The organism is Kribbella pratensis, assembly GCF_004365355.1.
Taxonomy (GTDB): Bacteria; Actinomycetota; Actinomycetes; order Propionibacteriales; family Kribbellaceae; genus Kribbella.
Genome location: NZ_SODP01000001.1, coordinates 2,394,906 through 2,409,828, shown reverse-complemented (window position 1 = coordinate 2,409,828; position 14,923 = coordinate 2,394,906). Strand labels below are relative to the sequence as shown.

8 protein-coding genes are annotated in these 14,923 nt (G+C 70.5%); all 8 read right to left on the bottom strand.

Annotated elements, in window-relative coordinates; all coding sequences use genetic code 11:
- Positions 1-52 precede the first annotated feature (52 nt).
- On the bottom strand, positions 53-844 hold the full coding sequence (locus EV653_RS11385) for an SDR family NAD(P)-dependent oxidoreductase (RefSeq protein ID WP_202871544.1): 792 nt from the start codon (positions 842-844) through the stop codon (positions 53-55).
- A gap of 284 nt (positions 845-1,128) precedes the next feature.
- On the bottom strand, positions 1,129-4,341 hold the full coding sequence (locus tag EV653_RS11380) for a hypothetical protein (protein WP_134101278.1): 3,213 nt from the start codon (positions 4,339-4,341) through the stop codon (positions 1,129-1,131).
- Positions 4,342-4,357: 16 nt separating this feature from the next.
- Entirely contained in the window at positions 4,358-5,608 is a 1,251-nt protein-coding gene (locus EV653_RS11375; RefSeq protein WP_134101275.1) for a hypothetical protein, read from the bottom strand.
- A 28-nt stretch (positions 5,609-5,636) separates the two neighbouring features.
- Positions 5,637-7,073 (bottom strand): hypothetical protein, encoded by a 1,437-nt coding sequence (locus EV653_RS11370; protein ID WP_134101272.1) that lies wholly within the window; start codon positions 7,071-7,073, stop codon positions 5,637-5,639.
- A gap of 1 nt (position 7,074) precedes the next feature.
- On the bottom strand, positions 7,075-8,973 hold the full coding sequence (locus EV653_RS11365; protein ID WP_134101269.1) for an ATP-binding protein: 1,899 nt from the start codon (positions 8,971-8,973) through the stop codon (positions 7,075-7,077).
- Complete coding sequence (locus tag EV653_RS11360; protein ID WP_134101266.1) at positions 8,966-10,519, bottom strand: hypothetical protein; 1,554 nt, start codon at positions 10,517-10,519, stop codon at positions 8,966-8,968. Before EV653_RS11360 ends, EV653_RS11365 begins: the two co-directional genes overlap by 8 nt.
- 8 nt (positions 10,520-10,527) lie before the next feature.
- Entirely contained in the window at positions 10,528-12,732 is a 2,205-nt protein-coding gene (locus EV653_RS11355; RefSeq protein ID WP_134101263.1) for a phage tail protein, read from the bottom strand.
- Complete coding sequence (locus EV653_RS11350) at positions 12,729-14,921, bottom strand: putative baseplate assembly protein (RefSeq protein ID WP_134101260.1); 2,193 nt, start codon at positions 14,919-14,921, stop codon at positions 12,729-12,731. The genes EV653_RS11355 and EV653_RS11350 overlap by 4 nt, the downstream gene beginning before the upstream one ends.
- Positions 14,922-14,923: the final 2 nt, after the last annotated feature.

The following is a 14,923-nucleotide window of genomic DNA, read 5'->3' as shown; positions in this document are numbered from 1 at the left end:
TTCCTCCATAGGGATGCCCCGGCCGCCGGGACGGCGGTCGGGGCGGGTCGGGTCAGTCGACGATGATTCCGCCGGTCAGGTTGGCGACGGTGCCGGTCATCGCGGATGCCCGGTCGGAGGCGAGGAATACCGCGGCTTCGGTGAGTTCGGCCAGCGTGGTCGGGCGTTTGCGGTGGCTCATGCCGCCCGCTACCGCAGTGAACTGCTCCTTCGTGATCCCCAGCGCGTCGGCGTGCAGCCCGTACACGATGTCGATGACCGGTGTCTCCACCATGCCCGTGGTGCGTAGGCAGATCGCGCGAACACCGTGCTGGGCCCATTCGGCCGACAGCGCGCGGTTGAGACCTTCCATCGCCGCCCAGCCGACGCTCATGCCGCCCACGAGAGGCATCGGCATGCGGGCCGGTTCGGGTGTGTGCATCATGATCACCCCCGACCGCTGGGCGATCATGTGCCGTGCGGCGGATCTCGCGGTGATGAAATGAGCCTGGGTATAGGTGGTGATCGGGCGCAGGAAGTTCTCGACCGGCAGTTCGGCGAGCGGTACGCCCTGCAATCCCACGGGCGAGATCCCGATCGCGTTGAACGACACGTCGATGCTGCCGGCGTCGGCGACGACCGCATCGAGGTGCTCGGTCACGGATTTCTCCTCCCCGGCGTCCACCACGGCGGTCTCGACTGCTCCACCCGCGGCGGAGATCTCCTTCGCGACGGTGTCGATGACGTCGAGATTTCGCCCGGTCAGGAACACCCTGGCACGTTCGTGAGCGAAACCGCGGGCCACCGCACTACCGACAGCGCCGCCCGCGCCGTACACGACGACGTTCTTGTTTTCCAGCAACATAATCTTCTCTCTCTGCTTGCTCACGCCATCGCGTCAAGTCCGCAGCCGGTGACCTGGTACTCCCGGTGCGTGCCGCTCCGAAGCCGCGTCTGGCTTCGGTGACCACCGCCGTGGTTCGACGGGCGCGATGAGCTCATACCTGTACAGAGGCGAGCTCATCGCGAAAGTCATCGCTGCGCCCGAACTCCAAGTCAAGGACGTACGGCGTTCCGGTGCTGGGCGTGCGCGAGCAGGCGGTCACCCACGATGGCAAGCGTGTTCGTCTGCGGCGGCCGCGGCTGGCCTTAGCCGGTGGTGATCAGCGCCGTCACCCCGCAGATCGGCATGGCGATTTTGATCCGGGCCTGGTTCTGGATGTCCAGGTGCAGGGCTGCGAGCGCTTCCTTGGCCCGCTCTGTCCGGGCGTCGACGGTGTCGGTGACCTCGCCGAGGTTGTCCGGGAGCATCAGCTGTGTAGCTAGCGCGTTGAATCCCTTCCACCACTGACGCAGCGGATCGAGGTTGCTCAGCGCGCCTTCGGTGAACGTCGCGGTGAAGGCGTCGAAGGTGAACCCCCGGGACCGCAGGAAGTCCTCGATCGGTACGCCGGGATCGGCCGGCAGGTCGTTCAGCGTGGCCAAGATCTTCGCGGCCATGTCACGATCGGTGCGCAGGATCCGGACGCACCGCGCCGACGGCTGCGTCGACGCGACGATACCCCCGGTCAGCAGCACGCCGTCGATTCCGAGCGCGGTCAACCCCGGCGGTACGTCGGGTAGGAACCGGACGTCGGCGTTGTCGGCCGTGACCAGCCCGGACAGCGCCGTACGCAACGCGTTGATCCGCGCGCCCGCGATCAGCTGCCCTTCCGCTCCGCCCGCGGCGACCATGAAGGCGAGCTCGGACGGTCGGTTCGCCGACTGCCAGGCGATCCGCAGCGCCGGGACCGACGACACGATCTCGGCCGAGTTCGCGGCGAAGTCCAGGTCGATCACCGGCTCGAATCCGCCCGTACCTTCCATCGTGCCGTTGACCAGGTTGTCGAGGATCGTCTGGAGGTCTTCCGACGAGGCGGCGCCGGCGTTGTAGAGGCGCAGCGTCGATACGGCGGGTTGTACGACCTGGTCGCCTTGGCAGGTGATGGTCTCCCGGCGGTGGAACAGGACCCAGTCGCGGGTCGCCTTGATCGGTGTGACGGTGGTCGCGGGTCCGCCGTACAAGAGAGCACGGGCGCCGACGGCGAAGGCAGGGTCGCGGCCGGCTCCAGCCAGCGTGGCCGCGAGTAGTTCGATCGCCGTGTCGGCCTGCTCGCGCGTCGGCGTGCCGGGTGTCGCGGCGCCGGCCGTGTCGGTGAGTTCGACGGTGCCGATCGGCGTGACGTTCGGACCTGCAGTGGACAGCCCTGGTACGGCGGAGAGCATGCCCGATTTGGTCATGCGCTCGAAGATCCGCGCGAACCGCCCGCCGACACCGGACGTCCAGTCCGACGTCTTCCCCTCGACCGGGACCACCGGCGGCAGGATCGGCAGCGTCGGCAGCCCTGGTGTGGGCAACCCCGGTGTGGGACGGAGGACGAACTGGCTCAACACCGCCTGGATCTTCCGTGGTACGCCGGAACTCGTTGCCGAAAGCACCAGCCCGGACCGGCCCTGGGTGAAGCCGACCTGTAGCTGCTCCGCACCGGTGTCGTCCACACCGAACTCCCACCCGACCTGCAACGCGCGAATCGGCGTCACCCGGGACTTCGGCTCGCCGTTGTCGATCGTGAAGGTATCCATGAAGCCATCGAGGACGGTGAGCAGCTGGACGGTCGGCGCGCCGTTGGCGGTGCCCGCCTGACGCTGGACGACCCGCAGTTCACCGCTGAAGCGAGTGTCCAGTGCGGACACGTCGTCCACCGCCGCGGCATACGTCAAGCGGGCGCGGACGTCGGTCGTGTCGCCCGGTTGCAGCGTGTCCACACGGGCCGACGTGATGATCTGTGCCCAGACCGAGATGGCGCGATCGGAACCGTCGGCACGGGTGTCGTCCGGCGTGATCATCGCCCGGATCGCAGCGTCGACGGTGGCCAGTCGACGCTGCCGCTGCGTCTGCCCGCGGGCGAGTCGGGTCACCGGGTCCAGCATCCTTGCTGCGGGCAACTGACCCGTGCCGGCCGCGCACCACGTCCACCCCGTGCCGCTGCTGTCGCGTGCCATCGTGGCCAGTGAGATCGCCGATCCGCTCTCGCCGTCGCGGACGGCCGGCAGCGTGCGCGCCGTACCGACGAGGGCGTCGAGGGAGACCTGCGTCTGGGTCAGCGTCCCGTCCGGAACCAGGATGTCAACCTCTTCCTTCGCGGCGGGGTCGTCGAGACCTTTCGTCAGGCTGATCCGGTCGCGATGCTGCGCGTCCTCGACCAGACCGGGCACGACGTCCGACCGTCCGACGCAGAACCGGAGATCGACGCCCGCACCGAACTTCGCCCGAACCTGGGCCTCGACATCGCCGGTCGGATCGATCTGCAGGTATCCGGCCGACGGCAGCTCCACGATCCCCGCGTCGAGAAGGATGCTGCCCGACACGGTCGCGGTCGTCGGCAGCACTAGATCGACCAGCTGGCATTGGAACTGGGACAACTGCGCGCTCGCGACGCTGACCGGCCGCATCGCGATCCGCTGCTGCCAGTACCGCCGCGGCGTGGTCTCGAGCAACTCTCGCCGTGCGGTCCAGCCGTCGACCCACTTGCTGACGGATCCTTCGCGCTGCAGTACGGCGAGCGGTACCTCGTCACCGCCGACCGCGTCCGCACCAAGACACCACACCTGACTGTGCAGACCGGGACCGGACACGATCGAGGAGATCGCCTGGCGCTCGGCCGCGAACCACGCGGACGCCACCCGCGACCGAAGGTGCGCCGCGGTCATCGTCACGGTGGTCGGCGTCGTCAGCGGCAACGACACGGGGTGCACGCGGAAGATCACGCCCTCCACGAGCTGCGACCGGTCGGTTTCGGTCGCGCACGCGTCCGCGCAGAGCTGACCGAACCGCTCTTCCTCGCCGCACAACGTCTCGGTCGCGGCCACGGTGAGCAGCCACAACGTCGTTGCCGGCAGCACCGGTACGTCGCCGGTGAGGTCATCGCCCGCACACGGTCCGAACGCCGAGTTCCCACCTGTCGCGGTGGTCGGATCGACGATGCCACGAGCGCGGGCGATCAGCGTGGCGGTCGGAAGATCGATCTGCCGGGTGAGCAGCACCGCCCGGCCGGACGGGGCGAGCGCGAGACCCGCTTCGACCCGGAGCTGGTCGCCGGTCCCCATTGCCACTTCGAGTCCGTGCACCACACCGGTACCGTTGCCTTGGGCCACGAGACTGGCGAGGGAGCGCTCGTACGCCTGGTCGGTGCGGAAGCCGTCGGCGCGCAGGAAGCGGCCGTCGAAGTACCAGGTCCGGACCAGCGGGCCGGACGGATCGACGACGGTGATGCCCTCCTGCGCGAGGCCGGAGTCGAGAACGGTGGCGTTCTGGATGGTCATGCTGGTTCCCTCCCGGTCAGGCGCCGTTGATCATCAGTGCGGCGTCATGGCCGCCGTTCAGTAGCTGGTCGTCCGCGCCGAGCACCGGGCGTGCACCGGCACCTTCGACGATCACGCGAATCGGCCGGACCCGGACCGTGGCACCGAGCTCTACCTGGACCGTGCTGCCGGATGCCTGCACTCCGGTGACCTCGACGTCCTCCCAGCCGCTTGGCCGGAGTGCGGTGACAGTGAAGGCAGCGGGCCGTACGGTCGCCGGTTTGACCGCCCCGCTGAACTCCAGGGTCAACGTCTTGCCGGACAGCCGGGAGTCCTCCAACTGCAGACCCGGTTCAGCCAGTCGCCCCGAGACGCGGGCGGCCTCACCGGACGGCGGCACGAGCAGGTCCTGGAGCAGGCCGGTGGGCGCGACGGCGCGTCGTACCAAATTGTCGACAACGGTTGGATCGGCGCCGTCCTCGACCACGCGCCAGCCGGTCCCTTCCGGCGCGAGGTGCACCTTGAGATCCGCGAGTACGACGCACCCGGGCTCGGGCTCCGGGAACCAGTCGCCGGGACCCGCGGCCGGCCGGCGATCGATCGCGTCGGCGGCCAGCATCGCTGCGAGCTTCTGCTGCGACGTGGCGAGCCGATCGGCGGGGTCGGCGGCGGCGATGTCGGCCAGTGCCTGGGTGACGAGTGGATCGGTCGCCTCGGCGAGACCGAGCAGTTGGTGCACCCGCGGGTAGAACGGTCTCGTGGTCGGGTCCGGACGCTTTCGCAGTACCGGAAGACCCTGCTCGACGGCCCGCGAGTACGCCGTGTCGCCGGATGCGCCCTCGCAGCTCTCGGCGATCGCGGGGACCGGCCGGTCGAGACAGCGCTGCGCGCAGAGCGTCAGCTGCAGCTCGAAGATCACGCCGCCGTTGCCGTCGTCGGTGACCACCAGGTCCTCGGGCCGGTTGGCGTCGTACCAGAGACCGAGGTCGACGCAGAGGGTGTCGGCGACGTACAGCTCGCGGCCGCGCTCATCGATGGCCAGGCCGGGCAGTACGGCGAGTTCGTTGGTGCCCGTTCGCAGTTCGGCCTGGAGGCCCCAGACCGTGCCGTCGCCATGCAACCAGGCGGTGTGCAGCCATGCCTTGCCACGGTGGTAGCCCTGATCTGTGTCCAGGTCGGCGACTCCGAGGAGCATGCCGAAGTGGTAGCGGTTGGAGACGAACGGGTTGATCGGCAACGTCACGTCGTCACACGTGGACGTTGTCAGGATCAGATCGGGACTGGCCACGATGCACTCCTCGGCGGCTTGGCGGGTGTCAGAGCTGGTCGGCCGTTCGGCCGGAAGGCCCGTCACCGCGGGCGTACTGGTTGGTGAGGTCAACGGAGAGCTCGCCGAGCGCCCGCGCCCGGGCACTCCGGTCACCGGTCTCGGCGGCTGCGACCTGGAGCCGGCGCAGCTGTACGTCGGCGTCGTCGAGCGCGTTCGCATAGGCGTCCTGCGCGGTGTCCAAGGTGGTGAGCAGCGCGTCCCGGGCGGCCTGTGCGGCCAGCCGGTCGAGTACGTCGCTCGCGGCCTCGAACTGCGTGAACGCGTCCCACAACTCGTCCGGTACCTCGACCTCCCACGCGTCCAGCGCATCCCGGGCCGGCTGGTCGTACGCCGTGCGCGCATCGGTCAGCGCCTGATGCGGGGCGGGAGCGTCCAGCGCGTCCTGCGCCGTGATCACATCGGCGTTGCTCGCGGGATCGGAATCGGGATCGTCGATCCGGGCCGCGAGTACGGCGTCGTCGAGTGCCTGTTGCAGGATCGCGATCTCGGCCACCGCGTCCGCGAGCTCCTGCTCGGCGTCGGCTGCCGCGATCGCGTCGGCGCGGCCGGCCGGGTCCAGCGCGGCGACCTGCGCCGGCGTGAGGTCGGGGATGGCGGCGACTGCCTCGAGGCGGGTCCTGGCTCCGGCCAGTTCGGCGGCGGACGAGGCGACGTACCCGGAGAGGGCGCCCAGGGCGATGCGGAAGTCTGTCTCGGCGGCCTTGACCGCGCTGATCGGGGTGAGCTCGCCGAGTACCTTGTCCTCCGCGGCCTGGGCGATGGCAAGGAAGTCGGCTGCTTCGGAGGCGAGCGATGTCGCTTCGGCGTACCGCTGGCGGGCGCGGGTGAGGAGGGCGTCCGGGATCAGTGCCGCGAGGCGGTCGCGGGCCGCGGTGAACGTCGTACTCGACCGAAGGGCGGTCGCATCCGCGACGATCGTGTCGAGAGGTGCGACCAGTACGGCGTCCCGGGCGGCACGGACGGCTGCCTGGTCCGCCGTCCCCTGGGCGACCGCCTGGATGGACGCGGCGACGCGGGCACCGGCGTCGTCCGCCACCTGGCCGAGCGCGCTGACGACGGCGGTATCGGTCAGTTCGCGTTCCCGGCCGGCGCGGAGCTGGACCCGGATGGTTGCCTGGCGCAACAGTGACTTCCGGAGTTCGGTCTGGTACGTCAGCGTGTCGGCCGGGCTGTTGACGCCGGCCAGCGCCGTACGGATCGACTGCTGGGCGGCGAGCTCGGCGGCGAGTGCCGCGCGGGCCAGTTCGACGTGCTGGTGTGCGCCGACGGACGTTGCCCACTGGTCGGGCGTGAGCGCCGCCGGATCGGCCACCCGGAGGTCCAGGTCGGCGCGGGCGGCGACCAGAGCGGCGGCGGACTGGGCGGCGGCCGCTTGGTTCAGGGTGAGCTGGTGTTCCGCTCGGGTCTTCAGGTCCTGTGCCATCTCAGCCTCGCATCTGCGGTCGGGTTCCGGCGGCCCGCCGGGGGGTGCCGGGGAACGATCGGCCGGCCTTCTCGTACTCGTGCCGGACGGCCTGCACCAGAACGGCCTGGTCGATCGGTCGCCGGTGCGCCGCGGCCGCGAAGGCGGCGGCGAGTACGGCGTTGCGGATCAGCGCGCCGGTGACGTCGTACAGCGCCGCGAGGGCCGGCAGGTCGAGGTCGCCGGCGAGCGGGGCGGTGGCCGGCAGGTGGCGTTGCCACAGCTGCAGGCGTTGCTCGCGGTCCGGCTCGTCGAACTCCACGATCACGTCCAGGCGGCGGACGAACGCGTCGTCGATCGCGGTCCGGAGATTGGTTGCCAGCAGCACCAGTCCGTCGAACCGGTCCATCCGGGCCAGCACGTACGCCGTCTGCAGGTTGGCCCATCGCGACTGCGCGTCCGAGATCTCGGTCCGCCGTCCGAACACGGCGTCGGCCTCGTCGAAGAACAGCACCGCGCGGGCCTGCCGGGCGGCGTCGAACACCGCGCCGAGATTCTTCTCGGTCTCCCCGAGCCACTTGCTCATGAGCGCGCCGAGGTCGACCACCATCAGGTCCAGTTCGAGCTCGGCCGCGATCACGCGGGCGGCGAGCGACTTGCCGGTACCGGGCGGGCCGGTGAGCAGCGCCCGTACTCCTTCACCGCCGTGCACAATTGCGCCGAGGCCCCAGTCGTGCAGCACGGTTGCCTGCCCGGCGACGCGGGCAGTGATTGCCTGGAGCAAAGATTCCTGGGGCGGGGTGAGCACGAGGTCCTGCCAGCCGGCGGTCGGCTTCTCGAGGCGGACGCTGTACGGCAGCTCGGCGTCGATCCGCTGGCGGAGGCCGGCCAGCACGTGCGTCGGTTCCGGCACCCGCGACCGTGTTACCAGGTGGGCGTCGGCGACGGCGCGCCGGGCGCTGAGTCCGTCGACACGGACGAGTCCCGCCAGGTTCTTCGCCGTACCGTTCGAGCCGGGCAGGAGGGCCTCCCAGAGCGCGACCGACTCGGCCAGGCCGGGGGACTCGAGCCGGGTGGTGACCAGTGGGCGTACGTCGTGCGGCGCGCGCTCACCTGCCGCCGGGCAGACGACGACAGGGCCCGGATGCTGCGGGAGCGGTGCGTCGCCGGTTCCGCCGTACACCAAGGGGATCGCGTCGTGTACGAGGGCGTGCAGAGACCACGTCTGGGCGTCTCGCCGCTCCAGCGGTCGGTCGCTCACGTCGATCGGCACGACGCACCGTCCGGCCTGCTCGACCAGGTGGCGAACAAGCGCAGCCCGCTCCTGGGGTGGCCGATCCTCGGAGCCTGTCACCGCAACGAGGACCGGTCCGCGCGCGGTCAGCACATCGGTGAGACCTTTGAGGACCGTCGAACTGGTGTCGGTGCGTAGGTCGGCGTCCACGGGTGCGGGCCAGGTGTCGACTCCCCTGAGGGCACTCCACAGCCCGGGCGGCAGCGACAGTCCGCGGGTCGGCAACGGTTCGGCGGGGTCGCCGGCGATCAGGCCGGTACGACGGAGCGCACCGCCGTCGACCTCGGCGCGTAGATGCCGCCGGCCGGCTGCGTCGAGACCGAGCGCGTCCGCGATGGCGGCCGGTGTGACGAACGGAAGGCGTGCGGGATGGGTGAGGCGCGCCCAGCGGGTCAGGAGTCCGTGTTCGTCGGGGAGGCCGACCATGATCAGCAGGTCGACTGCGAACGGCGTCAGCCCGAATGCCTCGACAACCCGGGCGATTCGGTCGTTGTGGTCAATCTGCAGGCTCTCGGTGGTGAGGTCCTTCGAGAGCCCGGTGAGGTCGTTGCGTAGGTCATCGTCCGAGCAACGGTCGGCGATCCGCGCGGTCAGCAGGCCCGCTCTGCCGGTCAGATGGTCAGACATAGCGGAACCTCATCGCCGCACCCCGCCACCACAGCCAGCCCGGATCGATGTCGAGCAGGCCGCGACGAATCGTCAGATCCACATCATCCAGCGAGAACACGGCCTCGACCCGTGCCGCTGCGATCTCGACGTATGCCCGCCGCCGCCAGATCCAACCGAGATCGTCGTCGTCCTGTGCCCCGAGCCGATTTCGAATCCATCCGCGAATCCGGGCCTCCGCAAGTTCATCGACCACGGCGTCGGCGGGAGATCGGTCAGCCGTCGGGTCGAGTCCGGTGAGCCCGATGACCGCTGGATCAGTCGGCGGTACGCCGGCGAGACGCCCGCACAACCGCGCCAGCACCTCGGGTAGGTCAGCGGCGACCGCCGGTAGGTCGATTTCGGTAACCACGGGGTCAACCGCTCGGGCCAGGAACAGCAGGGCGCCGAAGTCGGTGGCGAGGAGCTGGCGATCGTCGACGGCCGGAATCGGCTGCTCGTCCGCGTCGAGGGTCGGCCGACCGTTCACCGGCAGGATCGGGCGATCGGCGTCGGACAGAGGTTCGGGCTTCGGAGTGAGAGGCGCGGGCCTCGGTGGGAGAGTGCTGGGTGGCTTCGACGCGTGGTGCTGGGCGAAAGCCTGCGCGGAGATCGGTGACACCGTCGCGATGGCCTCGGCAACCCGATCGACAGCGGCGCCGCGGCTGTGGTGCGGGGCCGCGGACGCGATAGCCAGGCTCGCCAGTTCCCTGCGGACCTGGACAGGCAGGCCCGCGGCGACATTCTGTTGTGCCCGGAGGACTCGGCCTACCGGGGATGCCAGGGCAGCCTCGATCACCGAGGCGGCGGTCGACTCCGTTGGTGACGCGGGAGGTGGCAGGTGGATCGCGGCGGCCCAGGCGTGGGCGATTGCCGTCCACTGCATCGATGCCAGGGGCAACAGTTCGTTGACCTGGGCCAGGACTGCCGGGATCAGCTGTGGCGCCGCGGTCAATGCGCGGGTGATGGTCTCCGCCCGTGCGGCTGTTGATCGGGGGAGCGGGCCGGAGTACAGACCGCACTGCTCCCACGCCCACGCTCGCTCGAGGGCAGCCGCCGCGGGATCAGTCCTGGTGATCGGCGCGGCCGGGTTGAAGGCGGTGCTCGCGCCGGGCAGGTGCTGTCTGTTCGGCGGCCCAGAGCCGGAGAGGCTGCGGACGAGGTCTGAGACGGCGTCGACGTGGTGGCGGTAGATGACCAGTTGGCCGTCGGTGCTGACGACAACACCTCGTCGTTCCTCCGGTACCGGGACGTCGCGGACAGCTGCCCGGATTGCGGCTGCGCAGGCGTCGCGGATCGTGGCTGCGGCGGTTGCCTGGGTGAGGGAGTAGCGCAGGCGGATGGTGAGGCGGCGCAGGCAGATGTGTTCGGCCGGCCCGTACAGGCGCATGAGCTGGTCGATTTCGGCGTACAGGAGGCCTTGCGGAGTGGTGAGTTCCATGCGCAGTATGCCGTCGAGACGGCGGGCCGTGCTGGGTGTGTCCACCTGGTAGTGCAGGCGGACCGCGTCGATGTCGGCGGTTTGCATCGTGGCCCCTAACCGACCCGCGCGCCGCGGTCGAGCCGGGATCCCTCGACCGCCAGTCCGGTCGTCGGTCCGCCGAGGATCAGGTCACGGTCGGTCGCGCCCGCGCCGACGTAGGCCGGACGCAGCCCACCCGTCGGCCCGATCACACTGGTCAGCGCGAGGTGCAGGCCGCGCCCGAGCCGCATGCCCGCGTCGACCGTGCACAGGTCGTACGCCGTGTGCGCGGGCCGCTCCGTGTCGAGCACCTGCCGGACGGCGGCCTGTTGCTCGGCGTCGAGCGGCCGCGGGATCACCACCGTGAAGCGATGCGCACTGGAATCCGGCGCACTGGTCCGCGCCGCGTCCGACGGAGTGCCGACCCGCAGTCCGGCGCCGAGGACGGACCGGCCGCTGCCGACCGGGTCGGCGCCGAGATCCGGGCCGAGTCCACGCAGCCGGTAGTGCTCGATCAGGACCGGCGACAGGCCGGGGCGGCTCCGGTCGGCGGCCAGATCACCGGCGAGATAGATCTCCAGGTAGCGCTGCAACGACCCGAGCGTCCCGCGCCGCCGGTACAAAGTGACCACTTCGGCGATCAACTGCCGTCGCGCCGCCTCGGCCCAGCGATCGTCGAGCAGCAAGCCGACGAACGACGCCAGCCACGGCAACGCCTCCACCGGTGTGGACGCAGGGTCGACCAAGAGGTCCCGCCGGTCCGAGCGTGCCTGCAGGTCGTACAGGAACCCGTCGAACAAGCCGAGGAACCGTTCCAGGAACTCGGCCTGCGCAGCGTCCCCGATCAACACGGCCGGCAGACGACGCGCGAGCGTGTGCGACTGCCGCTCGATCCGCACCGCCCGTACCGACGGCGTGCTTCGGGTGTTGCCGGCCAGCGCCAGCGCCACCCACAAGTACCGCCCCGGGGCAGCCACCACCGGCGCCTCATGCACGGCGTACGTCGACCCGGCCGGCAACCGCCACCACGGAGACGGCTCGTCGGATCGCTGATGCAGCGGTACCGGCGTACCCGGCGTGATCGTGGCCGGAGGCAACGGCTGTTCGTTGGTCGCCGCAACGGGGAGGCAGTCGGCAGGATCCGGGAGCACCTCACTCAGCGCGGTCTCGTAGTCGTCGTCGCTGCTCAACGTCGCGACCCGGAGACTCGTCCCCTCTGGTACGCACGCGTCCAGGAAGATCCGGCCCCACCGATTACCCGGCTGACCACTGTCGAACCGGTAGCTCAGCCACCCGCCGCTCCGCGCGTACGTCACCTTTCCGGGTACGGCGAGCCGCAGCCCGTGCGCGGTCCAATAGCCGATCCGATCACCCGCGACCGCGACGATCCCACGCCCGTCGTACCCGAAGGCGTCGAGCGGTTGCGACCGGATCCATCCGCTCTCGCTCACGTCGACACGATGCAGACTTGCCTTGCCGTCCGAGGCCGCCGCAGCAGGTGCGAGTACGACGGTGTCGCCGAGGCTGACGAGCTCGCAGGCACCGTCGACCGGCAGCGGCGTACGCCGACCACCGACCAGCCACGAATGGCCGGAAGAGTCGTGCCACAAGGTGATCGCGTCGCCCGACGCCGTGATCGTGGCCCGAGCCGGCGTGGCCTGCAACGTGGCCGGCAGCGGAAGCGCTCGCGGCCCACGATGTGCGCTCAGCGACAGCAGACCCGCCGGCTCCGCAACGACACAGACCACGTCACGACCGCGGGCGGCCAAGCCGATCGGGTGGCGTTGCGGTGCGGCAGCCGAGGCGATCGGGATGCGCCGCAGCAACCGCCGGCTCCACAGGTCGAGTACGACGAGCTCCCGGCGCCCCCGATCGGCGAGGAACAACCGGTCGTCCTCGTCGATCGCGATCCCCGCGCCGTCGAGCAGCGCCGGCTCGGGCCGCGGCACGAAGTCCGCACCGGTCGGCGGATCGTCGGGCGCTCCAACGATCTCGACCTCGGCCGGCAACCGCGCGTAGTCCAGACCGCCTCCGGCATCACCGATCGTCAGCCGCGCCACGCTGCGGCGATCGAGTCGATAGACCCGGCACAACCGATCCACCGCCGACCCGCGCACCGCACACGTCGTACCCGGATCCCACGGCTGCGGTGTGGCGTCCTGCCACGTCAGCGTCAGCGCCACACCGGCACCGTCCACGCGCTCCACGGCCGTCGCGTCGTGCCGGCCCCGCACCCACTGGTCGCAGGTGGTGATCGCGCTCACGGACCGCTCGGTCATCGGCACACCTCACGCGGCGATCGCACCGGTACAGGCGGTCCGGCCGGCGGTACGGGCGTCTGCGCCGAGCCCGGCGCCACCGGATCTCCGGTCGTCACCGTCAGTGCGACCAGCTCCGGGACCTCCCACGCGTCCAGGTCGACGCGCACCGGCGCCGTCCGTTCGACCCACTCGCCGTCGACGTCCTCCGACACCCGCAGCCCACTGAGGAACTCGAGCCCCTCGACCTGCAGCGCGGCAGCCTCCAGCTCGGGCCCGAAGACCGGCCGTCCGAGCGGCCAGCCATGCCCTTCCGGTCCGTACGGCGGAACGGGAGAGAGGTACTGGTGCAGCACCGTGTCGACCCATCGACGGACGCCCTCGGCGCCGTACCCGGGACGGACCGCAATCCCTACGGACACAGCGATTCGACGGTACGTGGGTGGGATGACGTAGACCTCGGTGGTGATCAGTCGGCGCGGATCCAGGTAGTGGCAGACCTGCTCCAGGACGCCGCGATCCGGACGTGGCGCGTCGGGGTGCAAGCGGTCGTGTTCGGGCCAGACCACCACGCTGACGACGCCGGGCGACTCCTGGTCCGGGCGTTGCGGATCGAACAGGCGCAGCGTTTCCGCGCGGATGATTCCGGCGCCCGGCGTGGCTTCGGCCAGCTCGCGGAAGTCGGAGACCGTGACCGCGCGGTCGCGCCGGGCGAGCTCCGCCGGGATCTGGTCGATCGCTTCGGCGATGGTCTGCGGTTCGGCGCCACCGGTGGCCGGCAGCGGGTTCGCCACGGTGACCTTGGCGATCTGCGGTACGGCGGAGATCGCGGCCGCGCCGACGTTGCCTGCTGCGCCACCGCCGTACGTGTATCCCCGGACGCGGATGCGTTCGCCGATCTGCGGTGCGCGGCCCCGGTGGACCTCGCCGAACCGGACGGTGCCCGCCTCGGCGTCGATGGTGAACACCCGGTCGTCCGGTCCGGCGGCGCCGAAGTCGTCGACCTGGGTCCACGGCACCCAACGGCCCGCGCCCTGTTCCTCAACGTCGAGCGTCAGCGAGCCGATCACCTGCGGGTGCGCGAGCCGGTACTGCTGATCCGGTTCGCCGGTGCCCGTGCCCAGGAACTCGGCGCGGGCGGTCTCGGTCTGCTCGGCCCGGGCCGCGTTCGCGCCGGCCCACTCCATCGCGCCGATCGCACTGCCGTCCGGACGGAACACGCGCAACCAGCCGATGAGCTGGGCATCGAGAGCCTCGTCCTCGATCAACGGCGGCTGGTCACCGGAGCCGATCGCGTCGGGATCGATCGGCAAGTAGACGCCGATCCGGGCGAGCTGTATCGGATCGGACGGGAACTGCAACCGGACCACACCCGAGGTGAGCAGACCGGACGTCGTGTCGCCGGCAACGGGTAGATCGAGCCAGACCGGGTCCGCGCTGTCCGGCAACGGCGGGTTCGGTACGGCGTCCGTCGTACACACCTGCCAACGCATCGGCGGCGCCGGCGGCGACTGCCCTTCACCAGGACATGGCTGCACATCCGCCATCGTCGGTACGTCGAGCGACGGGACGAAGCCGATGCTCAACTCGCGACCGGCGAGCGTGGTCGGGTCCGGCGGTGTCGGGGTGACGAGCGCGAGGTACAACGTGCCGTCGACCGACCCCGCCGGGTCGAGACGGTCACCACCCGGCCGGGCCGGTTCGGTCGCGCCGAAGACCGTCCGATACCGCAGTACGTCGTCCACCGAAGCGCCCTGCGCCGCACTGGAACGAGCCAGGTACTCCAGCGTGTCGACGTCGAGCTGCTCGTCCACGCGCGCGCGGATCGCCGGCCGCGCCGTCACCGGCCAGGCATGGCATTCGCCCACGGTCGTGAACGGAACCTTGCCCGCGGTCAGCGCCGCACCGCCCGGGATCAGGATGCCGGCAGGCTGGTCAGTGCCGAAGGCAACGATGGTGGCGGCGGCTGCGGCCGGGCGGAGCGGTACCTGCAGGAGGTCGAGGAACGACTGCCGGGTGGCGTCCGGGATCTGGTTGAAGCGGTACAGCAGGTTCTCGCCGAGGAACGCGAACAGCTCGATCAGCGTGATGCCCGGATCGCTGGGCTGGCGGTCGGTCCACTGCGGCGCGTAGACCGGGATCCGGGCGATCAGCTCGTCCCGCAACTGCGCGAACGAGCGGTCGTCCAGAATCGGCGTACGTAAAGGCATCG

Bases quoted from the DNA above. Each gene is read 5' to 3' on its own strand.
- EV653_RS11385 (WP_202871544.1), bottom strand. From the start codon at position 844: ATGTTGCTGGAAAACAAGAACGTCGTCGTGTACGGCGCGGGCGGCGCT.
- EV653_RS11380 (WP_134101278.1), bottom strand. From the start codon at position 4,341: ATGACCATCCAGAACGCCACCGTTCTCGACTCCGGCCTCGCGCAGGAG.
- EV653_RS11370 (WP_134101272.1), bottom strand. From the start codon at position 7,073: ATGGCACAGGACCTGAAGACCCGAGCGGAACACCAGCTCACCCTGAAC.
- EV653_RS11365 (WP_134101269.1), bottom strand. From the start codon at position 8,973: ATGTCTGACCATCTGACCGGCAGAGCGGGCCTGCTGACCGCGCGGATC.
- EV653_RS11360 (WP_134101266.1), bottom strand. From the start codon at position 10,519: ATGCAAACCGCCGACATCGACGCGGTCCGCCTGCACTACCAGGTGGAC.
- EV653_RS11355 (WP_134101263.1), bottom strand. From the start codon at position 12,732: ATGACCGAGCGGTCCGTGAGCGCGATCACCACCTGCGACCAGTGGGTG.
- EV653_RS11350 (WP_134101260.1), bottom strand. From the start codon at position 14,921: ATGCCTTTACGTACGCCGATTCTGGACGACCGCTCGTTCGCGCAGTTG.